Source organism: Paenibacillus sp. IITD108 (genome assembly GCF_036541265.1).
Lineage (GTDB): Bacteria > Bacillota > Bacilli > Paenibacillales > Paenibacillaceae > Pristimantibacillus.
This window is the reverse complement of record NZ_JAZHCT010000015.1, coordinates 107,890-129,934: the sequence shown is the minus strand read 5'-3', so window position 1 is coordinate 129,934 and position 22,045 is coordinate 107,890. Positions and strand designations below refer to the sequence as shown.

The following is a 22,045-nucleotide window of genomic DNA, read 5'->3' as shown; positions in this document are numbered from 1 at the left end:
CCCCCTCCTTACGTGTAGACCGCGTTAACAGACGATGCGATATCCTTATTCAGCTGTTCTGTGATTCGAACAAAAATAGTGTCCAAATCACTTTCATTGCGCACATGCGTATCGCCGAACGTAATGCTTGGCGTAAGCGAGACAAAGTTTTGAATATTTTTCATCTCTGCCAGCTCACGCATCATTTTAATATCCTCACTGCTAATATCTACGGTTTCATTAATTTTTCCAACCTCGCCGACTTTGCCTACACCGCCGATTTCACCTGGTACCTTCGGTTTATCCCAATCATTTTGAGGCAGCAGGCCACCCAGTGCTTTTCCAGCCTTATCGAACAGACCGCTTCCAAATTTTTGGCCTTTGTTGAACTGCTTGTCTACGTCCATCATGTCCATCTTGGCTTTGTCAAAGTTGTATACATCCTTTTTGCTTACTGGCTCCGCAAAGCTGTCCATAATGGACTTCACGCCATCGCTTAATGCATGAACATTATTTTCGTCCAGTAATTCAAATTCACCGATGTTTACTCCAAAAATTTTATTAATAACTCCACCAAATGCTTTCAAGCCCTTTATGGCTCCATTGATTCCTTTTACAATCAAGTTCGTAAACCCGCTGGCAAAGCTCTCAACAGCTCTTAGCATATCGTAAATAATACCATAGAAGCCTATATTCAAATCGTAGAACAGTTTTTCGATGGCATAGATAGGATCTACGAACAAATTTGCTAAAAATGCAGCAAAGTCCAAAAATCCATTCCATAGCAAAGCAATCATGTTCCACGCTGAAGCAACAAAGCCCATAAATAGACCGGCAATAAATCCAATAATTTCTTCTGTAGAAACCCCAAAATAATTGAGCACACCAATAATGAGTGCAATAACACCAACGATTAATAGTAAAGGCCAAATCGCCTGCAGCCAAGCTATTAAAAATTGAGCTCCAACTATTAGCGCTACTAATCCAACCGCCACCAAAATATTTTTTACAATATCAAGATTGTTAAGAATAAGCTCAGCAGCCCATGAAGCAATATTCGCGATTAGAGCAATTGAATTATGAAGTGCATTGAAAAAGAAATCAAACTTACCTGCCTCAAAAGCTTCGTTTAACATTGTCAGCAATGGCCCAAGCGCGGTAATCGCTCCTTGACCGGCTTCCGCAAACGCGTTGTTCACATAGCCACTTAACTTTTCAAGCTGCTTTGCAGGAGATGCCATAAGTTTTTTGTAGGCCTCTTCTCCCATTCCTCGCATTTCAAACAGCTCTTCAAGCGCCTTAATTACACCTTGAATATCGCCTGATTTCCCAAGCTTTTCTATATTCTTTTCCTGTAGGACACCAGACCCGAAACCGAATTGCTGCTGCAGTCCAGAGGTGTCCCCCTTCATAGCCGATTTCACAATTGAGGCCGCACCATCAATCCCTTTCCCGCCCGGATCAAAAGTAGCTGCGCGATTAATCAAGTCGTTAATTTTCAGCAGATTATCTGAGCTCTTAGTCATACCATAGAAGGAAAGCGTATTTTGCAATGATTTATTAACGTCTTGACCAGCAGCAAGAGCCTGTGCCTTAAACTTTTCGAACATATTTGTCCCGGTTTCCACGCTGCCTGTTCGTGCAATAAAATTATCCAGCAATGATTGATTTTCTAATGCTCCGCCCACAGTCATCTTCTGCAGCTTTTGAAGGTTTTTAATCGTGAGATACTTCCCAACGATACTTTTCAAATTTTTTAACCATTCCGTAGATAGCTTAACAGCATTTTTCACTCCGCTGCTCACTAAGTTTTGCTGGCTGCTTAAATTTTTTGCGGGGGAGGCTGTAATATTAGGTAGAGCAATAGGTTTTGTTTGGGCTGCTTTCAAACCTGGAAGCTTTAATGCATTTCTAAAATTATTGAATAGATTTTTAGGTGAAAGAGCGTTCATTAGGTTTTTACCAACTTGCTTGGCTTTGAATATTGACCATTTCCAAAGAAAACTTATATCTTCTTTAATATTTCCTAGCAGTTTTTTGGGAGATGGCATTGTAAAGTTAAACCCTAATCTTTTGCTCATCACTGCACGCAGCTTATTAATTGCGGCTTCAGCTTTATCGATAAGTTTCGTGTTCGATTTCACAGACGCCCCAAGCTGATTCATCATTTTCAAATAACCATTAATAGAAGCCATGTGATACCTCCTTTCTCCCTAACAGAATGCTTAACGCTTCTTCAGCTTCTGCTTGCGCTCAGCTTCAATTCTCACCTTAATACAACCAATTAGCGAGGCCTTCTGAGCGGGTTCAAGCCTGCTGAATTCCCAGGGCATAATCTGATATTCATTGAGAGCGTAATAGGCATAGTTCGCCTCTGCATCGCCCTCATTAATTAGTTTTTTACTTCATCCGCCATTTCATCGATATCGCGGTCAAAACCGTTCATTTCCTGCACTCTCGTCAGCAGCGCAGCAAATTCGCCAGGAAACAGCATCGTTTTCAACAATGTATCTGCTCCCATTACCCCGTAAGATTTCTGCAGCTCTGCATTTTTCAAATCCGGATAGACGACGCTCGCCACTGCCAGCTTGCCAACATAATCCTCCTGCACGGTTTCCTGCGTACGAACGCCATTTTTGCCTTTGACTTGGCGCGTCGCTGCCTTGCGCAATGCTTCGTTCTCATTTTCAGTTACCGTTCTCAGCTTCCACTTGATCGGGCTACCATCCTTGTCCTTAAAACGTTCAGAAATTACAATTTCCTCCGTTAGTTCAGCCTGTACGTTTTGTGCAAAAAAAGCTTGTAAACTCATATTGATTGCCTCCAATATCAAATTTTCAGTAGATTTTTTCAAAAAAATAAGAAAGCCTGCACACTTCGCACAGGCATGAAATATTTGTTACGGAAAAAGACTCCATTAAGAGCCTTGCACCGCATTAAAAGCAGTTTGCAGCTCATAGCCATTGAAGGTAAATGGCATTTCTTCTTCCAGCATATCGTCGGAACTTGCATCGAATCGAGCAGCAATGACGCTATCCAAGTTGCAATCCTTAAGAACAGCTACTTGTTCTCCGGCACTGGAGCCAGAATCATTATTAGTTACCATTAGATCAAACCAGAAATCCTTGCCCGTATTGATATACTCATGCATGAGCTGACGGAATTTGGACGATACATAGTAAATGGTAAGCGTACCACTGCCTGACCAGCCTGCCGAACGCTTTGGCGTATTCATGCGGCCAAGAACCGGAACATCTACTTTATTTTTTTCAATCGTCGCTTCGAGCGACTTGGCATAAAATAATTCCTCTCTCGAACCGTCAATAATGACATAAGCCGTTGCGATTTTTCCGCTGATTGCATCTCTCTCATTAAAAATGGCCATATTAAACAACCTCCACATTCATGTAAATTTTCTCGACGCTGTCAACCGGCTGTACGTTAAGCTGGATTTGAACCGCATCAGTAGCTTCGCCTGCTGATAATACAATATCTTTTTGACTGTCAAAGTTTTGGATGGCGCCAAGTCCCTCCAGCTTTTTTAAGTAAGAGGTAACTTCAGCCTGCAGCAGCGCTCTGCCGTTGCTGTTGTTGGAAATCTTGCCGATATAGTACGTGTCGAATAATCGCTTAATATCGTTGCCAATCGCGTCCAGCACCCGAACAACCCGGTTTTTACTGAACGCTTTGCTGCGATCAAGCGAAAAGCTTGTTAAGGTATTAATATCCTGTTCAATAACCGCTCTGCCGTTCAAAGCTGTTACTACAAGCTCACCATTATTCAGAGCAGCAATCGTTTCTGTATGTGTCAAACGCGGGAATGCCCCTACCGCATTAGGGATTGCAGTATAGGTTAAAGCTTCGTTAATATTGGCAGCCGCTTGCATTGCCGCTACTTCCCATACTAGCGAAGTTGGAGAAACCTCCAGTCCATCAGAAGTTACAATACCGTTGTGTAAGCTCATTACACCTTCGTAATCCGCTTCCGGATAGTTGGCCATAACCGCTACAATCTTTTTACCTTCTTCCTCACGTTGACGCTTCACATAAGCTGTAGCAACCTGTTTACTTGCCGCATCATCTAGCGAAATACCGAGCACGTTAAAGTCATAGCTTTCAAATTTTGCAAGCGCAGTTGTAAAATCTGAACCGGACTGTGTCCCTTCTGTACCGCCTGCAAGCGCCACACCTGCTGATGCAGTCACTGCCCCCGTTCCTGTCCAATCGATAAATGCGCTATTCTCCAGCTCCTCAATTTGAGCTACAGTTTGACGATCCACTTCTTCAAGATCAAGCAGCGTAATAACGTTAAACTTGCTGGACTCATCGACATCAGCTTGAATCACAATGCGCAAATCATTACCGCGCAAGCCGCCCCATTTGGCAGTTGCCGTCAAAGCTCCTTCTGTTGCTTTAGCCTTTGCAGCATTAGTTCCTCCCAATCGATATAGCAAAACGCTTGATGCATGAGACATTGCTGCCGCAATATGCCGAATACGTGCATCAGCCGCTTTAAAGCCCAGTACTTCCACTGCTTTTTCGCCAAATGAGCTGCTGTCCAGTTCGATAACACGATCCGTCACTCCCCAAGGCAGCGACGCCGGGAAAGCAACAATTCCTCGTTCCCCCACACTATTCATTGGTTTACGCTTTGCATTAAAATTAATATAAACACCGGGTCTCACCTTGTTTTGTACATTCCATTGTCCACCAGCCATTTACTTCACGCCTTTCTTCATAAATTGTTTTAGTTTTGTGACAACCTCTTCGGTTGAATAGCTTGCTTCTTCCTCTAAAAGGGCGGCTATCATATCCCGCTCAATCCCAGACCATTTCTTGCTTTTAAGATGCTGTTCTTTCGAAAATATTGATTTTGGCTGCTTATTGCTCATCTTCAACCCTTCCTTCCTGATGCAAACTTCCCATCGCCGTTTCCGTTGGAGCGTCTTTCCAATTCAGAAAGCTGTACGCAACTTGAAATTTAAGCTTTTGCTCGCTCACTTCAAATTGCATCCCAGCCCCGCGCATCTTCCGTCCTGCAGCTTCCACCCACTCCAAGACATCTGTAAGCAGCTCCGCGGTGCCATAAAGATCTGCGACAGCTAATACAGGATCAGTCTGGTCTGGATCTAAACCGTATTGAATGAGGAAAGTGTGTGCTCTGCGATAACGTCTGCTTAACTCCAGCGAATGCGTCGTTTGCAGAAGCTTTATGCGAAAGCCCTTCGTTTGGTCAGGAAGTGCTGTCTCATCCTCCACTATCGGCACCTGCGGAAAACGCTCCTCCAGCTTTCTGCGAACTGCATCATACATTTCTTGAATTGTCGTATTTGCCATCGTCCAGTCCCTTCTTACTTAATTTTTTAGTTGGAGATGCTGAAAGCAAGCAACAAAAAAAGCCTTGCATCGCTGCAACGCCTTGTTACTTTCAGTCTCCTATTGATTGCCCATTGCCCTCACCCCCTTTCAACAACAAAAGATCATCCGCAAGTGGATCACCTTCTCTCTTGAGCAGCTTGGCACACTACTACTATATCACCTTTTCGCAAGCTCGTTTTGCAGTGTTTTTGCATGGTCGAGAAATTTGTTGCTAAGCTAATCTCGATCCCTGCTTTTCCAGTTAACCGTTCCCTCCCTTCTAATGAAAAACAAAAAGATCATCCGCAAGTGGATGACCTTCTCTCTTGAGCAGCTTGGTACACTACTAATATATCACCTTTCTGCAAGCTCGTTTTTCACTTTTTTTGCATTTTTAATTCGGCTGCTAATTTTACTTACAAAGCTGTAAGAATAACCAAGCTCATCTGCAATGGCGCCTAGCGGCATTAGCAATATATCACGCATATACACAACCTGATGCTCAACACCTTTGAAATCGCGAATGTTTTCCTCGATCTTCTCTCGGATTCGCTTTTTCTCCTCCAGCCGCTCCGACGTTTCTTTTATTTTTTCAACTACAATATCATACTCGGCAGCCGCTTTATCGAGCGGTACAAATACAGGAAACGGATCAGAGCTAAGCTTCCCTTTAAACATTAATTTTCGTGCTGCTCTTAGCTCCGACTCCAAATCCATTAAACGCAGTTCATAAATTTCAATTTCTTTTGTAATATCATAATATAAAGTAACAAAATTCATACACGCCACTTCCTTTCTATTTTGAAAAAGTTTCATTTTCGAAACTGAACGACATAACTTCATAACCCGGACAATCTTTTACTCATTTTTGGCTAACAATGATCATTTTCTAAAAACCAAGCTGCCAGCAAATAAATTTACAATTACTACTATAACCTATACCAAGTTTCATTTTCGAAACTAACCACAGTATAAAAGCCTGAAGTTTCAAAGTCAATAACAATTCCATTTTTTTCTTATAAAATAGTTGCGATTTTGAAACCTTTGCTGTACGATTAATTATAGCAATATAACATTAAGGAGAGTTTGCAATGCAGCCCATTGGAAAGATAATAAAGGATTTGCGTACAAAAAGAGGTCTTTCGCTTGAAGAGCTCGCTGACAAAATTAATCAAAGCTACGGAACCTCTATTAACAAAGGCATGATTTCAAAATGGGAAAATGGTCTTGGCGATCCGCGGCTTGAAAATGTTCGCCAGCTCGCGCTTTTTTTCAATGTATCCTTGGATCAGCTCATTGGAATGGAGCAACAGCGCATTGATACCATTGCTGCTCACCATGATGGAGAGGATTGGACAGAAGAAGAATTGGAAGAAATCGAAGCGTTTAAGCGTTTTGTAAAAATGAAGCGAAAAGATTCGTAATCATGTTTTAATATCAACTTTACTATACAGGAGTGACGTCTTTGTCATACGATGCATTGATTAAAGAGGCGCTGCAGCTAGAAATTGACACCTATGAGATGCCGATGACACCCAGGAACAAAGGTCTCTACGCTGATAAAATCATTTGGATCAATAAGGATATATCCACTGTGGAAAAAGGCTGCGTTCTTGCTGAAGAGCTCGGACATTATCATACAAGCTCCGGCAACATCCTGAATCAGAAGGACATTCGAAATTTGAAGCAGGAGCTGCGGGCCAGGGGCTGGGCTTACGAGAAGCTTATACCGCTCTCCAGGCTGTTAGAAGCCGGACAAGCCGGGATCGCAGGCCGCCATGCCATCGCGGAATGGCTGGATGTCACGGAGGAGTTTTTACATCATTCCATAGAGTATTATCAGCGAAAATATGGTCTGTATGCCACACATAATAATTTCTTGATCTATTTCGAGCCCCTATCTATTTTCTCTTTAACCTAATCATTAGGCTATTTTTTTACGGGAACAACAGAACATACGTTCTGTTGTTCCCGTAAATTGGGATCGTATATTTATTGTCGAAATATCTATCCAGCTGTAATAGGCACACATATTTCACAATAATGCACGCTTAACATCTCTCCCGTATATCTTTCAATCATTGGTTTCTGATCGATTTGAAAGCCTTCGTTTTGAATCATTCTAAAAATTTCAGCCCACGCTTTTCGAACATCTTCAGCTGTATGCTTCACTTTACAAACTGCGTATTGGCCTCCGCTAAACTCGCTTAAGCCAATCGTGGCTTCATCGATAATCATGTCATTCGAAACTGCTATACAGGCATCATATCTGCAGCTTTCAGGAGGAGTTGTTTCTGGATTGTCTTGTGGAATGCCAAAAATAATTGCTGAATGCGTAAGCAGGCTTTTCTCATCCGCCCATTTCTTCAGCTTCTCCATAGCCTGGACATTAGCAGGACCATACGGCCCAACTTGTCTTACATAAGCCAGACGATAGGCTGGTATCATTTCAATTGCAACATTCATACGTCAGCACCCTTTCTTATTCATTTTCGAGTCAATTCGAATGCTAACATGTACTAAAATTTATTGCATTGGTTTATTAAAAATATTTGAACGATCATTAATGAATCATAATATTGTTTGCCTATCAAGTAATTCGCTCTGATAACCACTATTCAAATAAGCTCTAGGCGATAAGCCAACTATTTTTTTAAACACCTTGCTGAAATAAAAAGGGTCCTCAAATCCGACCATTGCTGCAATTTCATTGCATGTAAAGCCGATGCCAAGCAACTCTATGGCTTTCTCTACACGTACCCGGTGCACATAAGTAATTGGGCTGTCTCCTGTGGCAGCTTTAAACAGCTTTCCAAAATAGCTGGGTGTCAAACCAACCTCTCTGCTTAATTGCTGCAGTGTTATTTTTTCATTGTAATACTTTAGAATATATTGAACAGCAGGCTTTATTGCCTGCTCTTCCGGTGACACACTTTCCCGTGCAGCCATGCGATACGATTTGGATAATATCGATAATAATAAGCTTTTGCATGGCAAGCCAGCCTCGCTAGCTGAACCCTCGCACCATTCCATTAATTTTTCTAACTGCTTCAATACTATCTTTTCTTCACTGCTCATCCTTGCACCGCCTTTTCATGCAAGTCAGCCATTTTTCTCGAATTTGTGCATGTATTGCAGAAATCCTACATGTTTCAATCCGCTCGCTGCAGCTATAATGAGGAAAAACAATATGCATCTTACCAGGAGGCTTATATGAAACCGTTCATAGATACCTTGGAGCACGCCTTGCAATGCTGCATAACTAAAAGTGAAATTTATTTGGAGCAAATAAAACCCGAAATCCGGGAATATATTTCTCGTCCTGACGGTCAATATCTTCAAGGCAAGCAGGAGGACTATATTCCTTTGCGTCATATTTTTGCTTGGACGCCGTCTTTCTTTTTAGGCATGGGCTTTTGGACGTATCAGGTAAAAAAAGAAACAAAATGGTTAAAATGGCTGCATTCCTTTTCCAATGAATATGCCGCAAAAGTATGTCATACCCCGTTGGAAACAATGCATGATCTTGGCTTTCTGTATTCCCCTTATGCTGTTGCGCTTTACAAAGCTACAAACGACAGCCATATGAAAAAAATCGCCCTGCAAGCCGCAGTTGTGCTGGCCATGCGCTTTGTCCCGAACGGCTCCTACATTCAAGCCTGGGGCCGAATGGATCATATCATTCCTGGTTACGTGGATCAGGAGCTTGCCAAAAATCATTTTTTCACGCAAAGCAAAGGGCTGGCGATAATTGACTGCATGATGAACCTTCCTCTGCTTTTTTGGGCCAGCGAGGAAACGAATCATCCCTTTTACAAAAATATCGCTGTTGCCCATGCAGATATTACTCTGAAGTATTTCTTCCGTGAGGACGGCTCTATCTATCATGCCTTTCGCTTTCATGAAGAGACAGGCCAGCCCATTGGCGGAGATAATTATTGCGGCTATGCAATTGAGTCTCACTGGGCACGCGGTACGGCTTGGGCCATATATGGTTTTATTTCTGCTTTTTCATACACGGGTTATGAACGATACTTAAATGCTGCTGTAGATCTGTCACTCCAATTCATAGCGAAAAGTGAAGACGATGGGATTCCTGTTTGGGACTTCAAGCTGCCCCAGCACCAGCCCGCAGCTGCCTGCGGTTCCAAGCCTTGGACGGATTGGGATTATACGAATCCAGCCAATAAAAGCCGCAATCGCGACACTTCTGCCGCGGCCATAGCGGCAAGCGCTTTTTACGAAATATTAAAATTTAAAAAAGAGCCTGCGATTCAATGTGCAATGGACCATATTTTAATGACGCTAGCAACAAAATATACGAACTATGAACCTCCTATACCCGGCATATTAAAAGAGCAGAATGGCCAAGGTGTATACACGATTTTTGGAGACTACTTTTATATGGAGGCGCTTTGCAAAAAACTGTACGGCTTTGAGTCCATTTGGTAACAAACGATTACGCGTATACGTCCCTTCCTTCCCTGCGCTCAAGCTTCTCCAGCTCTTGAAGCAGCAAGTGCATCATGGAAAATTTAATTCCATTATATTGTGCATTGCCCCATAAATTTATCATCTCGGCTGGATCCTCGAACAAATCATACAGTTCGCCAGCCTGTTTTCCATATTCCCCGTAATATATAGTGCATTTGTAGCGCTCCGTCACGACCGTTTTCAAACGCAGCCCGCCAGGATCATCTACATGCTCGATTAAAGCCGCAGCTCTAATACTTGCACTCTGACCTAACAAAAGCTGTTTAAAGGAGACACCGTCCAGGCCGGAAGGAATAGATATTTCACACAACTCCAGTATAGTGGGTACTACATCTACCAGACTTATAATCGCATCCGCCCGCCCTGCCGGAAAGTATGACGGTCCATGAATAATAAATGGAATATTAACAAGCTGCTCATAGTGGAATGGTCCTTTCATCCAAATTCCGTGATCGCCGAGCAGCTCGCCATGATCCGTAGTAAAAATAATAATTGTATTTTGATCAAGCTCATTTTGATTAAGAGCCTGCAAAATCCTGCCAACCGCTTCATCAATCATTTCCACCATTGCGTAATAGTAAGCTTTCCCTTTGATCGCATCTTCTTCATGTACAAGTCTATAATCGAATCTATTAGATGACTGGCCAGCCATCGGAAACATTCCATGCATGGGATGGTCCGGACTCCAGTCTCCTGCATGCACGGCCTCAAAATGCGGCGGCTTATCCTGCAACTCTCCTTCCATATATTGTGGGGGCTGCATAGCACTTTTATTTATTTTCCCCGTTCTTTCGACAGGTACTGCGTGCGGATGATGAGGGTCCTGGAAACCGATGCTTAAAAAAAACGGCTGTTCAGCCCGTTCCTTTTGTTCCTTCAAAAAAACAGCTGCTCTCTCTGCCGTCCACCAGCTGCTATGATCAGACTCTTTTATTTGCCAATCATAAGCTTCTCCCCCGAATTTTTCACGGCAATCGCTGCTTGCTTCAAACGTCGTTCTGCCGCTCCTTTGCTTCAGCCACATGCCATAATGGCCGCAGCCCCCATATAAAGAATGCCCCATTGCAAGCTCAACCGTTTGAAAACCGTAATACGGACCGTCAAAAGATTCAAAATTTTGCTCCCAGCCAGTCAAGATAGATTCGCGCGATTGCTCGAGGGGGGACAAATAAGGCTGAAAATGTGCTTTTCCGATATGATGGGTCCGGTATCCAGCTTCAGTCAGTCGATGTGAAAGCAGCTTTTCGTCTTCAGGCAGAGCAGTTCCTACATTCCAAGCGCCGTGTTTGGATACATACTTGCCGCTATAAAGAGAAGCCCTGCTTGGCGTACAAACAGGGCTTGTGCAATAGCTTCGTTCAAACACTACTCCTTCTTTAGCTAACCGATCTAAATGCGGAGTTTGCGCATTGGAGAAACCGTAACCGCTCATACTATCTTTTCGTTGCTGATCCGTAGTGATGAGAATAATATTCGGCTTCATCCTATTAGCACCTACTTTTGAGTCGATATGAATTGCTCTAATTGACGCTGATATTCCTGAACTACTTTATCTGAGCCTGCCTTTTTCATTTTTTCAACAAAATCAGCATATTGCTTCTCATGATCCGGCAGCGCTCCTGACTGCAAGCTTGCGCTGTATTCTTTGACCACTGCCTGCACTTGTGCAATTTCCGTCTTGACCGGCTCGGAATTCGGCTTAAACTCCAATACTGGTGATTTAATAGCTTCTTCATTCAGCTTTTGCCACATTTCATTAAAGCCTGCAGGATCGGCTTGTGTCTCATAGCTGTTAGCGGTATTGCCCATTACCCATTTCCACAGCCCGTAATTCGCATCCGCTGTTCCTTGTCCGGCATAACCGATCGTTTCAATGCGATCATCGGATACTTTTTTATAATGCTTGCCTTCTAATCCCCAAACCAGCAAATTGTACAGCTCTTTTCCTTCCTTTGTATGCATGAGCTCAAGCAGCTGCATCGCCCGTTCCGGATGCTTGGACGTTCTAGTAATGCCGGTCATCGTATTGTAAATAGGACGTGTAATATAGTCCTCCTGCTCCATTGGTATAACCTCGATCGGGAAGCCGTAACGTTCACTGTCAAAATTCGCTTGGTCTGCAGATACGTTATGAATCCAATAGACATAGCCGTCCGGCTTTCCTTCGTCTGTTCTCGGATTTTGCACGCTTAGTATATCTTTTCTGATATAGCCCTTCTTGAACCAGTCTGCTGCTGTATCATACATCAGCTTCATCTCAGGAGTATCGTATATATTTACAACCCGCAAGCTGCCCGCATCCTTGAAATCTCCTCTTAATGTAAACGGTGCGCCCAATGACCCGTGTCTGTCTCCCGGCGCCCAATTAAATGAGAAGGTGCTTGCGCCTAAACGCAGCTCGTCTTTTTCCTTAAGATTAGCCAAGTACTGCTCGATAACATTATAAGCCTCTTTCGAATTAACTCCATATTGTGTAAATATTTGCTCAGCTTCGGCTGGATCTATATAACCTTTATCCACAAATTCTTTCGGTATCCGTATCCCCATTCGCACATCAGCTACATTCTGGAAGTTGGGAATACCGTATTGCTTGCCGTCGAACTTCGCAAGGTTCATTAACCAATCAGGCAATTGCTTTGTAATCGGCGATTCACTGTCAAGCAAGTTGTCCAGCGCCATATAGGAGCCCTTATTAATCTCCGCAGCAACGTCCTGTACATAGCCCATCCAAGCCAAGTCAATAGCTTCTCCGGAAGCAGCCAGCAATCTCCAGTTATCGGCATACTCAGCTACCGGATACACTTCGAATGACACGGTTGTATTAGGCAAATATTCCTTCAGCTTTTCATTAAATGCAGCCCATACTTCTTCCGAATCCTTTTGCTTGCCTGGACCTGGGAATACCCAGCGCAACGTGACCTTTTCATCTGTATCGGTTTTTTTCTCTGTTTGTGACGGAGTGCTGCTACCCTCAGTTTGGCTGCTTTTATTTCCTTCATTCCCCTTGCCTGTCGAGCAGCCTGCCAGCATGATTACAGCTGCAAGCAGAACAAACCAGCTCTTCCAAACAGATTTGCTTACAAATAGTTTTTTCCGCATGAACATTACCCCTTTTCTTTTATTCATCTTATATATGGAATACCTTTCAGCCCTTTACAGCGCCTAGCGTAAGTCCCCTTGAAAAGTATTTTTGAAAAAAGGGAAATACGAGCAGTAAAGGACCTGCTGCAATGACAGCCATCGCAAATCTTAGCGTTTCTGACGGAATTTGCTGTAAATTTGCATGCATATCACCCGGTATATGCATAGTCATAGTTGCCTTCAGAAACTCAATTTCCATTAATATTTTTTGCAGCAAATACTGCAGCGTAAAAAGCTTCTGGTCGCGGATATAAATCATGGCAGTAAACCAATCGTTCCAACGGTCAAGCAGCATGAACAAGCCGATCGTAGCCAGTACCGGTTTCGACAGCGGCAGTATAATTTGTACAAATACACGAAATTCGCCTGCTCCGTCTATTTTGGCCGATTCTACTACCGCATCCGGAAGCCCCATAAAGAAAGTCCGCATAATAATGATATAGAAAGCGCTTGCCAAAAACGGAAAAATGTAAATCCAAAGTGAATTGCCTAGATGCAAGTACTGAGTATTTAATATATAGGACGGAATTAATCCGCCTCCAAACAGCATCGTAAAAAATATAAACAGCACGAACACTCTTCTCAGTGCAAAATATTTGCGCGATAATGCATACGAGCACGCAGCCATAATAAAGACACCGAGCACGGTTGCAGCAATTGATTGGAAAAACGTTACTGTATAAGCATCAATAAGCTGCTGCGGGTTTTTCAGTATCATATTATAAGAACTGAAATCAATCTTGCTTGGCAGCAATTGATAACCTAGGCGCTGCACCGCATCTTCATTGGAGATGGACACGGACACAACCAGCCATAACGGGACTAGAAACATAAGACTGAAGGCGATAAAAAACAAATGAATGACAATATTTTGAAATCGTTCAAGCTTTCCCATATTCTCCTCCCGCATTTTTAGAATAGCGCATTTTCTGGCCTTGTCTTTTTAATAATCCAGTTCGATACAAGCACGAGCACAAGACCTACTGCCGATTGGAACAAGCCGACAGCTGCCGTAATGCCGATGTCGCCCTGACGCAGGCCGCGGTATACATACGTATCAATAATGTCTGTCGCCGGGTACAGTACGCCCACATCGCGGGGAAGCTGATAAAATAAGCCAAAATCGCCTCTAAATAAATTACCGATTGCCAATATCGCTATAATCGTTATAACAGGAACAAGTGAAGGAATAGATATGGAACGCATTTGCTTCCACCTTCCTGCTCCGTCGATCTTGGCTGCCTCAAACAATTCTGGATCGATGCTCATCAGCGCTGCATAATAAATGATTGAATTAAGACCAACATGCTTCCAAATGTCGGAAAACGTAATAATAAACGGCCAATACTTCGGGTCGGCGTACCAATCAACCGGACTGTACCCCAAATATTGCAACAGCTGATTCAATGCTCCCAAAGACGGATTTAATATTGCATACGTGATATATCCGACAATGACCCAGGACAAAAACCGAGGCAAAATCATGCTCGTCTGATACACCTTCAAGGCTGCTTTACTTCGGATTTCATAGAGCAGCAATGCAACAGAGACAGCGGCAATATTACCGACTACAATAAACACGGCGCCATAACCGACCGTATTGCGAGTTACCCGGAACGCATCCTGCGAGGAGAAAAAAAATTCAAAGTTTTTCAGCCCTGCCCAGGCACTTCCCAAAATCCCTTCACTGTACTTGTAATCCTTGAATGCCAATATAACTCCAAACATCGGCAAATAATGAAATATAAAAAAGTAGAGCAGCGCCGGCAAGGCCAGCAATAGCAGCGGAAGATTTAATCGAATGTATTTCTTTGCAGATTTGCTCAACAGTCACACTCCTTTCTCTCTTTATACACTGATTATAGAAGTGCCCTGTTTTCATTCACATTCTGAAAAGTCCAACAAAACCGCTTTTTATTAACCTGTTCCAGTCATTATTTCTGTTAAACCGGATGAAAATTAACTAATGTATCTATTATTAATGATTATCAGCAATCTGTTTGTAACTGGGACCTCTTGAAAAAAACATATGTTATAATAACTGGTAATTAAAGCGGGGTGAGGTTATGTATCGGCTAATAATCGTAGATGATGAGGAGATCGTAAGAAACGGGTTAGCCTATTTTCTGGATTGGAACGCTTTCGGCTTTGAGCTGGCTGCCTCATTTGAAGACGGCAAGGAAGCCATTGCCTATTTGGAAAAGGAGCATATTGATGTTATTTTGACCGATATTAATATGGCTGAAATTGACGGACTCTCGCTGGCTAAGTGGGTGAATCAACAAAGGCTGGCGACCAAAATCGTGCTCATTAGCGGACATCAGCAATTTGAATATGCCAAGCGCGCTATAGAATACAATGTTAATCACTATTTGCTCAAGCCGACTAAATATGAGGAAATGGCAGCTGTTTTCTCTAAACTTAGGGAAGAGCTGGACGAAGAGTTTTCCAGACGCTCTCTACTAGAAGAAGAACAAAGCCGATTTTCAGATGTGCTTCCGTTGCTCCATGAGCAATTTGTTGCCGATCTGGCAAGCGGTTTATTTGCCACTAGCGATAGTAAGCTTGCAAGAGCTGCGCTTGTCCGATTTGAATTCGATCTTGCCAGCCATCCCTGCTGCCTGCTCCATACGGAACTAAGCTTCGGTGCTGATGCCGACAGCTCGGTCAAACAAAGACATCATGCTTTGCTGAATATGTTGAAGAGCAGTAACAGCCTTATCCGTTTCTATTGCGTGCATACGTACGAGAAGCGGATTACTTTGGCTGCCGTTTCTACTAACCAGGACGCCGTCGAAGTATTTAAAGAAAAGCTAAGCCGACAAATAAACCAGCTAACCTCTCATTTAAGAAGATTATTTCAGTTTGATTTGTTTATCATTTCTAAAATGTATTTTCCTTCCTTGCTGGAGCTGTCAGAATTAAAAGAAACCGCTCCGGCAGAACAAACAGAAAAAACTGAGCTCTCCCAAAAGCCGCTGATGCCGGACAGCACGGAGTTGCTTGCTATGCTGCTTGAAGGGAAGCAGCATGGGCTTGAGGATAAGCTTGATGAATGGACAGCATTGCTGCAAACCTACCCGTTAACGGCTGTCCGCCGCTTTTTCATCGATTTATTTGCAAAACTTACACAAGATCTTATTTATAAAGGCATGCTGGATAAGGACATGCAAAAAAAACGCTTTGATTATCATTGTATCATCGAAATGAAAGCGCTATCCGAAATAAAAAGCTGGTCTATTCAATATTTAACCGAGCTGTCCCGCTTTATCATAAATCAGACCCAAACAAGCTCCAATCAAAGCACAGAACTAGCTAAACAGTTTATTATGGAAAACTATCATTTTGATATATCGCTGGAGGATGTCGCTAATCACGTCTACCTGCATCCGATTTATTTCAGCCGCATGTTCAAGCAGTCAACCGGCATGAATTATATCGATTTTCTAACCAAGGTGCGTATTCAAAAGGCAATTTCACTGCTGCAATCGGGTGAGCACAAAATTTATGAAATACCGGAGAAGGTCGGTTATAAAAATAGAGAATATTTTACACGTATTTTCAAACAGGTTACCGGCAAAAGCCCAAAACAGTATTTAATTCATTCCAGATTTAAAGAGACGCCCTTATGAGCAATACCGTTACTTTATTGCGAGCAGTACGAAACTTTAAGTTTCGAAGCCTGTTTGTTAAAAGCCTGCTGCTTATTTTTTTTCTGGTCGTTATTCCCTTTTCCGCAATGACTTATATTATTTATAAACAAATGGATCGCGCTATGCAAAGCGAGACGAGCACCGTCAGCCAGAATAACCTGATGCGCGTGCGGGATGTGGTAGACACCATTTTTTATCAAATGAATCATATCTCGCTGGAGCTGATTAATCAGGAGGATGTGAACCGCTTTTTGCTGCAGGAAGACGAGAAAAACTTCTCATCCCTTCAGTACCAAAACATATACGACAAAATATCGATGTACACCCGCACCTATACATTTACTGATTCCGTTTATATTTATTCCGACACAAACCGTTACATCATTTCCAATCGCGGAAGCAGGCTGCTTGATGATTTTGATGATGCGACATGGCATAGTCAAGTTTTCGGGCCGATCGCTGGAAACGATCCCATTGTCCAATTGAGGCTGAGAAATGATATTTATCCCTACTATATCTCCTTTACCCGTCCAGCCTACTATTTCGGTCAAAAAATAGGAGCCGTAACGACAAATATTGATATCGAGGAGCTTCGCAAATTTTTAAACCGCAACACCTTGCTGCACTCCGAATATTTGTACATTATCAATGATCGTAATGAAATTATGTACAGCCATCAGCGAGACGATTTTATGAAGAATATGAAAGAAGTGCCGCTGCTCTCCGGCATTGCTTGGCCGCATGCCGCTTTTTCCAGCATCCAAAAAATAGACGGTCAAAATTATATCGTGACGCATTTGCTGCCGGATGACGAAAGCAAGCCGTGGACGTATTTATTGCTTGTTCCATTAAGTCAGTACGATCAGAAGGTACAGCAGCTTTATTGGTTTATTTTTTTATTTTTTGGAGCTGGCGTATTCGTGCTGCTTGCCGTTTCTATCTTTATTTCTATTAAAACCTTGTCTCCGGTCAATCAAATCATGTCCTTCCTTGAAGGGCAGGACAGGCTTGGATATGCGATGGAATGGTCGGAACGCAAGCATCTTAATGAATTGAAATATATTATTCAATCCATCTTTCGAACGATGAATGCTAAAAATATATTACAGGAGGAACTAGAGCTGCGTCAGCAATTGCTCAATAAAGCGCATACCACAGCTCTTCAAGCTCAGATCAATCCGCATTTTCTTTACAATACATTGGAGTCGATTAAATTTTTGGCAATCGGATTAACGAAAGGACATAATCAAGTCTCGCACTCGATTACACTGTTATCCGATATTTTGCGATATGGGCTGGATTCAGATCAGCCCGTCACTACTATAAGTCAAGAGGCCGCATACGCCCGAACCTATCTCGAGTTAATGAAACTTCGCTATCCGCGCCATTTCGAGGTCGACTGGCAGATCGATCCGGAAACGCTGTCTAATGTCATTATCAAATTTTCATTACAGCCGCTGCTGGAAAATGCTTTGAATCACGGGATTTTGCCATCGAGAAAAGCAGGTGTTATTACTATTGAAAGTGTACAGATTGAAAGTGAGACTGGTGAGCTCGCCACTGAGGTGGCCATTAGCGACAACGGAAAAGGAATTGCCGAAGAGGAGCTGCTGCAGCTTAACCGCATCTTGCAGGAAAACTATAATTTAGATGAGCAGCATATCGGCATAAAAAACGTCAATCAGCGCATTAAGCTGATTTTTGGCGAAGGCTGGGGCGTAAGCGTCAGCAGTTCGATTGATGCAGGCACAACGATTCGCATGCGCTTGCCGCATAAAGGAAGCCTCTCTCCCCATGAATGAAGTGGGGCAGGAGGCTTCTTCTTCGTCAACTCTATTTAAAATTGAAATGTTAGGCTTGACAATTTGGAATGGTTAAACATACAATAGCTTTGTTGAAATTGATAATCATTATCAAATAATTATTACATTATTGGGAGGCTATATTGTGGTTAGAAAGAGAAAGCAACAGATTCAAATTTTAGTTTTTGTATTGGCAGCATGTTTTTTAGTACTTGCGGGCTGCGCGAAAAATGACCTTGACAGCACTGCACTGGTGAGCACAAGCCCGACGCCAACTGCAGAGCCATCGAGCAGCGCCACTGATACAGACAAACAAGAAAACGGTGAGTCCTCTGCAACTCGAAAAGTAACGACAGTGACAGGTGAAATTGAAATACCTGCAAACCCACAGCGTATTGTAGTCAACTGGTATATCGGCGATGTATTCACACTAGGCTTTGAGCCTGCAGGCATTTACGCCTGGGCGCAGGAAACGATGCCTTTCTATGATAAATTCGGTGACATCCCTATCATAGAGAAATGGGATGCGGAGAGCATTATGAGCTTGGATCCTGATCTGATCGTTACATATGATCCTCTGGATGCAGATAAGTTTTCCAAGATTGCCCCTGTGCTTGTCGTGCCGGAAACTACAGTCTCACCGGTTGAGCGTCTGCAATTTCTTGGAGAAGCGACTGGACGCGAAGCAGAGGCGAAAGCCGCGATCAAGCAATTTGAAGATAAATTAGCCGAGGCACAAGCTGAACTGAACGCGGATATATTCAAAGATAAAACATTCAGTATTTTCCAGGATTGGGGCGCTGATTCTTACGGCGTGTTCTACGAAACCGGTTCTCGCGGCGGTACTCTTCTATACGAACATCTTCACTTGAAAAAGCCGCAAAAACTTGAAGAGCTTGTGAAAGATTCCGGAAATGGCCGCGGCTCCCTATCCTATGAGGTGGCAGCGCAATATTTTGGCGATTATGTCATTTGGTTTTTGATGGAAGACAAAATATCTGAATTCGCACAAACCGAAATCTGGAAGAGCATTCCGGCAGTTGCAGCAGGCAACATTATAGAAATTCCGGGCGAGTATACCGGCCTGTTCTTTTACTCCGATGTAGTAAGCATGACCGCGCAGATGGAGCTGATTCTTAATAAGCTGCTGGAAAAAACAAAGTGAGCAATCAAGATTATAGGTGCTGACCATGACCAAAAATGAAAGTAAAAACAAAACTAATTTGTTTAGATTTTCGCTGTTCATGTTTACTGGCTGTATTTTATTGCTGATTGGTTCTGCGGCTTCGATTACGTTCGGAGCTGCCGAAATGAGTTTCAAGCTGGCATGGGGAGCTGTTTTTCAGTTCGATCCTTCAGTAACCGAACACCAAATCATTCAGACGTTTCGTTTGCCGCGCACAGTGGCGGACATTATTGTTGGCTGCAGCCTGTCTGTATGCGGTGCAATTATGCAAGGCACAACGCGCAATCCGCTTGCCGATTCCGGTTTAATGGGCATCAGCTCCGGAGCAACGCTCGCCATTGCAATCTGCATGGTCTTTTTGCCTGGCAGTTCCTATTTAGAGGTCATGCTTTATTCATGTATTGGCGCTGCATTCGCAACTGGCATTACTTATTATCTTGCTTCTGTGGGCAAGCGAGGCATGACGCCGCAACGGCTCGTCCTGGCAGGTATTTCGATTTCCATGCTGTTCAGTTCTTTCTGTACCTACCTGGCTATAAAATATGAAATCGGCCAGGCGCTTGATTACTGGACAGCAGGCGGCACGGCAGGGGCTAAGTGGGTGGAGCTGGCTTATATCGCCCCTTTTTTTATCGGAGGTGTCATTTGGGCGATTTGCCTCTCCCCTTCTATTACGATATTGAATTTTGGCGACGATCTGGCTGCAGGTCTTGGCCTTCGCACCAAGCTAGTCAAAGGATCAGCGACAGTAATCGTCCTTATTTTGACTGGATTAAGTGTGCTTATCGTCGGTCCTGTCGGGTTCGTCGGATTAATCGTTCCGCATATTGTCCGCTATATAATCGGGGTCGATTACCGCTATATCATTCCCGCCTCTGCCTTATATGGATCTGTGTTTTTACTGGGCGCTGATATTATTGGGAGAACGATAAACAAACCGCATGAAACTCCGCTCGGCATCGTGTTTGCAGTAATCGGAGTTCCTTTTTTCCTCTACCTTGTGCGCAAACAAAGGAGGGAGTTTTCATAAATGGCGGTCAGAAATCATACGTCTAATCAAATAAAGCCAATTGTCATCATCGCAATTCTCGGAACGCTTTTGCTATTGTTAGCAGTCATCAGCATGAATGTCGGCAAAATGAATCTTTCTCCTAGCGAGGTCATTCAAGTGCTGATAGGAAAAGGAACGCCAAAGCAAAATCTGACTGTGTTTGATTTTCGCTTGCCGCGCATCACGCTGGCCATATTAGTTGGCATTGGCATGTCACTTTCAGGAGCAATTTTGCAAAGCTTACTGAAAAATGATTTGGCCAGCCCAGGCACGCTCGGAATCAGTTCCGGATCCGGACTGTCTGTTATGCTTTATATTACTTTATTCGCTGTAAACGGAGCCTTCTCGCCTTTTATGCTGCCGCTTCTGGCTTTTGCAGGCGGAATTGCAGCCGCTGTTATTATTTTTCTGCTGGCCTATCGCAAAGGCAGGGAAATTTCGCATACCGGCCTCATTTTGACTGGAGTCGCGGTCGGCACCGGTTATGGCGCTATAACCCTTCTTATGACGCTGCAGTTGGACAAGAAGCAATATGACTTCGCGCTGCGCTGGTCAGCCGGCAGCCTTTGGGGAGATAATTGGAATTACATTAGTATTCTTGCTCCCTGGATTATCGTTATCGGGTTTTATGTTTTTTACAAATCACGTGCTCTCAACACATTGAGTCTTGGCAATCAAACTGCGGCTGGTCTTGGACTGGCGATCCGCAAAGAATTTATTGGCCTGACGCTGGCGGCTGTCGCTCTTTCCTCAGGCAGTGTAGCGCTCGGCGGCAATTTCTTTTTCGTCGGCATGATCAGCCCGCATATCGCCCGGCGGCTGGTGGGCTCCAATCATAAATTCATGCTCCCTGTCGCCGGACTCGTCGGAGCCCTCATTATATTGCTCGCCGACACGATCACGCGAACGATCAGTCTTGGTGCCGACATCCCGACCGGTGTCATTATTACGATACTGGTTACGCCCTATTTTCTTTACCTGCTTGCCAAAGCCAATTGAATGCAATGGACCTGAAGCGAATACGCTCCAGGTCCATGCTTTTTTCAAATAAAAAGACTTTATAAGTTTTCATTATTAACTTGTTCTTATAATTACTGGTAAACGCACCTATCCATAGGACGGAGGAGACGTTTATCCTAATGCCTGAGGCCGCAGCAATTTCTTTATCTGGCCACATGGTGCCAAGACTTGCCGCCAAATGTCCTCCAGTTGACATGCCGCATACCGCAATCCGATTAGCAACCACTCCCCAGTCCGCCGCTTTATGGCGAATAACAGACAAGGTGCGCGATGCATCGATAAGAGGCGCAGGATATGCTGCATGCTCAGAAATAGAGTAACGGAGCACAAAGCTCCGTACGAATACAAACTTCTCCATTCT

General features: G+C 43.5%; 22 protein-coding genes. 8 read left to right on the top strand and 14 right to left on the bottom strand.

The genetic code is table 11. The features are described 5' to 3' along the window. Positions 1-8: 8 nt before the first annotated feature. From V1L65_RS14940 to V1L65_RS14910, 7 genes are all read right to left on the bottom strand, one after another. Positions 9-2,174, bottom strand: a complete 2,166-nt coding sequence (locus tag V1L65_RS14940) for a phage tail protein (protein ID WP_331699984.1) — start codon at positions 2,172-2,174, stop codon at positions 9-11. Positions 2,175-2,371: 197 nt separating this feature from the next. Beyond that, positions 2,372-2,791, bottom strand: a complete 420-nt coding sequence (locus V1L65_RS14935) for a phage tail assembly chaperone (protein ID WP_331699983.1) — start codon at positions 2,789-2,791, stop codon at positions 2,372-2,374. 105 nt (positions 2,792-2,896) lie between these two features. Beyond that, entirely contained in the window at positions 2,897-3,364 is a 468-nt protein-coding gene (locus V1L65_RS14930; protein ID WP_331699982.1) for a phage tail tube protein, read from the bottom strand. 1 nt (position 3,365) lies between these two features. Then, entirely contained in the window at positions 3,366-4,697 is a 1,332-nt protein-coding gene (locus tag V1L65_RS14925; protein WP_331699981.1) for a phage tail sheath family protein, read from the bottom strand. After that, the gene (locus tag V1L65_RS14920; RefSeq protein ID WP_331699980.1) at positions 4,698-4,871 is read right to left on the bottom strand and encodes a hypothetical protein; all 174 of its coding nucleotides are present in this window, start codon (positions 4,869-4,871) and stop codon (positions 4,698-4,700) included. Then, positions 4,861-5,316 carry a phage tail terminator family protein gene (locus V1L65_RS14915; protein WP_331699979.1) on the bottom strand — a complete coding sequence of 152 codons (456 nt, stop codon included), beginning with the start codon at positions 5,314-5,316 and terminating at the stop codon, positions 4,861-4,863. The genes V1L65_RS14920 and V1L65_RS14915 overlap by 11 nt, the downstream gene beginning before the upstream one ends. Before the next feature lie 375 nt (positions 5,317-5,691). Next, positions 5,692-6,117: a hypothetical protein gene (locus tag V1L65_RS14910; protein ID WP_331699978.1), complete on the bottom strand. Its 426-nt coding sequence runs from the start codon at positions 6,115-6,117 to the stop codon at positions 5,692-5,694. Positions 6,118-6,428: 311 nt separating this feature from the next. On the opposite strand from V1L65_RS14910, the gene V1L65_RS14905 reads away from it, so the two are divergent. Both V1L65_RS14905 and V1L65_RS14900 read left to right on the top strand, forming a co-directional pair. Further along, the gene (locus V1L65_RS14905) at positions 6,429-6,761 is read left to right on the top strand and encodes a helix-turn-helix domain-containing protein (protein WP_331699976.1); all 333 of its coding nucleotides are present in this window, start codon (positions 6,429-6,431) and stop codon (positions 6,759-6,761) included. 41 nt (positions 6,762-6,802) lie between these two features. After that, positions 6,803-7,258 (top strand): ImmA/IrrE family metallo-endopeptidase, encoded by a 456-nt coding sequence (locus V1L65_RS14900; protein ID WP_331699975.1) that lies wholly within the window; start codon positions 6,803-6,805, stop codon positions 7,256-7,258. A gap of 86 nt (positions 7,259-7,344) precedes the next feature. Here V1L65_RS14900 and V1L65_RS14895 read toward each other — a convergent pair whose 3' ends face one another. Beyond that, the gene (locus V1L65_RS14895) at positions 7,345-7,803 is read right to left on the bottom strand and encodes an AraC family transcriptional regulator (RefSeq protein WP_331699974.1); all 459 of its coding nucleotides are present in this window, start codon (positions 7,801-7,803) and stop codon (positions 7,345-7,347) included. Between the two features lie 105 nt (positions 7,804-7,908). After that, positions 7,909-8,415: a helix-turn-helix domain-containing protein gene (locus V1L65_RS14890; RefSeq protein ID WP_331699973.1), complete on the bottom strand. Its 507-nt coding sequence runs from the start codon at positions 8,413-8,415 to the stop codon at positions 7,909-7,911. A gap of 135 nt (positions 8,416-8,550) precedes the next feature. Between V1L65_RS14890 and V1L65_RS14885 the strand changes: the two genes are divergently transcribed. Next, positions 8,551-9,789, top strand: coding sequence for a glycoside hydrolase family 88 protein (locus V1L65_RS14885; protein WP_331699972.1), 1,239 nt, complete (start codon positions 8,551-8,553; stop codon positions 9,787-9,789). A gap of 7 nt (positions 9,790-9,796) precedes the next feature. Here V1L65_RS14885 and V1L65_RS14880 read toward each other — a convergent pair whose 3' ends face one another. Genes V1L65_RS14880 through V1L65_RS14865 form a run of 4 tightly spaced genes read right to left on the bottom strand, consistent with a single transcriptional unit; the run spans position 9,797 to position 14,799 of the window. After that, positions 9,797-11,314: a sulfatase family protein gene (locus tag V1L65_RS14880; protein ID WP_331699971.1), complete on the bottom strand. Its 1,518-nt coding sequence runs from the start codon at positions 11,312-11,314 to the stop codon at positions 9,797-9,799. 11 nt (positions 11,315-11,325) lie between these two features. Next, a complete protein-coding gene (locus V1L65_RS14875; RefSeq protein ID WP_331699970.1) occupies positions 11,326-12,930 on the bottom strand; it encodes an ABC transporter substrate-binding protein in 1,605 nt (534 codons plus the stop codon). A 46-nt stretch (positions 12,931-12,976) separates the two neighbouring features. Next, positions 12,977-13,867 (bottom strand): carbohydrate ABC transporter permease, encoded by an 891-nt coding sequence (locus V1L65_RS14870; protein WP_331699969.1) that lies wholly within the window; start codon positions 13,865-13,867, stop codon positions 12,977-12,979. Between the two features lie 17 nt (positions 13,868-13,884). Beyond that, positions 13,885-14,799 carry an ABC transporter permease gene (locus V1L65_RS14865; RefSeq protein ID WP_331699968.1) on the bottom strand — a complete coding sequence of 305 codons (915 nt, stop codon included), beginning with the start codon at positions 14,797-14,799 and terminating at the stop codon, positions 13,885-13,887. A 239-nt stretch (positions 14,800-15,038) separates the two neighbouring features. Here V1L65_RS14865 and V1L65_RS14860 point away from each other — a divergent pair, with 239 nt between their 5' ends. From V1L65_RS14860 to V1L65_RS14840, 5 genes are all read left to right on the top strand, one after another. Further along, a complete protein-coding gene (locus V1L65_RS14860) occupies positions 15,039-16,604 on the top strand; it encodes a response regulator transcription factor (protein ID WP_331699967.1) in 1,566 nt (521 codons plus the stop codon). Continuing rightward, complete coding sequence (locus tag V1L65_RS14855) at positions 16,601-18,427, top strand: cache domain-containing sensor histidine kinase (RefSeq protein ID WP_331699966.1); 1,827 nt, start codon at positions 16,601-16,603, stop codon at positions 18,425-18,427. Before V1L65_RS14860 ends, V1L65_RS14855 begins: the two co-directional genes overlap by 4 nt. A 145-nt stretch (positions 18,428-18,572) precedes the next feature. After that, positions 18,573-19,592 carry an ABC transporter substrate-binding protein gene (locus tag V1L65_RS14850; protein WP_331699965.1) on the top strand — a complete coding sequence of 340 codons (1,020 nt, stop codon included), beginning with the start codon at positions 18,573-18,575 and terminating at the stop codon, positions 19,590-19,592. 25 nt (positions 19,593-19,617) lie between these two features. Beyond that, positions 19,618-20,643 carry a FecCD family ABC transporter permease gene (locus V1L65_RS14845; protein WP_331699964.1) on the top strand — a complete coding sequence of 342 codons (1,026 nt, stop codon included), beginning with the start codon at positions 19,618-19,620 and terminating at the stop codon, positions 20,641-20,643. Beyond that, complete coding sequence (locus tag V1L65_RS14840) at positions 20,644-21,663, top strand: FecCD family ABC transporter permease (RefSeq protein WP_331699963.1); 1,020 nt, start codon at positions 20,644-20,646, stop codon at positions 21,661-21,663. Here the strand turns inward: V1L65_RS14840 and V1L65_RS14835 are convergent. After that, positions 21,623-22,042 (bottom strand): alpha/beta hydrolase, encoded by a 420-nt coding sequence (locus V1L65_RS14835; RefSeq protein ID WP_331699962.1) that lies wholly within the window; start codon positions 22,040-22,042, stop codon positions 21,623-21,625. The genes V1L65_RS14840 and V1L65_RS14835 overlap by 41 nt on opposite strands. Between the last annotated feature and the right edge of the window lie 3 nt (positions 22,043-22,045).

Bases quoted from the DNA above. Each gene is read 5' to 3' on its own strand.
- V1L65_RS14940 (WP_331699984.1), bottom strand. From the start codon at position 2,174: ATGGCTTCTATTAATGGTTATTTGAAAATGATGAATCAGCTTGGGGCG.
- V1L65_RS14935 (WP_331699983.1), bottom strand. From the start codon at position 2,791: ATGAGTTTACAAGCTTTTTTTGCACAAAACGTACAGGCTGAACTAACG.
- V1L65_RS14930 (WP_331699982.1), bottom strand. From the start codon at position 3,364: ATGGCCATTTTTAATGAGAGAGATGCAATCAGCGGAAAAATCGCAACG.
- V1L65_RS14925 (WP_331699981.1), bottom strand. From the start codon at position 4,697: ATGGCTGGTGGACAATGGAATGTACAAAACAAGGTGAGACCCGGTGTT.
- V1L65_RS14920 (WP_331699980.1), bottom strand. From the start codon at position 4,871: ATGAGCAATAAGCAGCCAAAATCAATATTTTCGAAAGAACAGCATCTT.
- V1L65_RS14915 (WP_331699979.1), bottom strand. From the start codon at position 5,316: ATGGCAAATACGACAATTCAAGAAATGTATGATGCAGTTCGCAGAAAG.
- V1L65_RS14910 (WP_331699978.1), bottom strand. From the start codon at position 6,117: ATGAATTTTGTTACTTTATATTATGATATTACAAAAGAAATTGAAATT.
- V1L65_RS14905 (WP_331699976.1), top strand. From the start codon at position 6,429: ATGCAGCCCATTGGAAAGATAATAAAGGATTTGCGTACAAAAAGAGGT.
- V1L65_RS14895 (WP_331699974.1), bottom strand. From the start codon at position 7,803: ATGAATGTTGCAATTGAAATGATACCAGCCTATCGTCTGGCTTATGTA.
- V1L65_RS14890 (WP_331699973.1), bottom strand. From the start codon at position 8,415: ATGAGCAGTGAAGAAAAGATAGTATTGAAGCAGTTAGAAAAATTAATG.
- V1L65_RS14885 (WP_331699972.1), top strand. From the start codon at position 8,551: ATGAAACCGTTCATAGATACCTTGGAGCACGCCTTGCAATGCTGCATA.
- V1L65_RS14880 (WP_331699971.1), bottom strand. From the start codon at position 11,314: ATGAAGCCGAATATTATTCTCATCACTACGGATCAGCAACGAAAAGAT.
- V1L65_RS14875 (WP_331699970.1), bottom strand. From the start codon at position 12,930: ATGCGGAAAAAACTATTTGTAAGCAAATCTGTTTGGAAGAGCTGGTTT.
- V1L65_RS14870 (WP_331699969.1), bottom strand. From the start codon at position 13,867: ATGGGAAAGCTTGAACGATTTCAAAATATTGTCATTCATTTGTTTTTT.
- V1L65_RS14860 (WP_331699967.1), top strand. From the start codon at position 15,039: ATGTATCGGCTAATAATCGTAGATGATGAGGAGATCGTAAGAAACGGG.
- V1L65_RS14855 (WP_331699966.1), top strand. From the start codon at position 16,601: ATGAGCAATACCGTTACTTTATTGCGAGCAGTACGAAACTTTAAGTTT.
- V1L65_RS14845 (WP_331699964.1), top strand. From the start codon at position 19,618: ATGACCAAAAATGAAAGTAAAAACAAAACTAATTTGTTTAGATTTTCG.
- V1L65_RS14840 (WP_331699963.1), top strand. From the start codon at position 20,644: ATGGCGGTCAGAAATCATACGTCTAATCAAATAAAGCCAATTGTCATC.
- V1L65_RS14835 (WP_331699962.1), bottom strand. From the start codon at position 22,042: ATGGAGAAGTTTGTATTCGTACGGAGCTTTGTGCTCCGTTACTCTATT.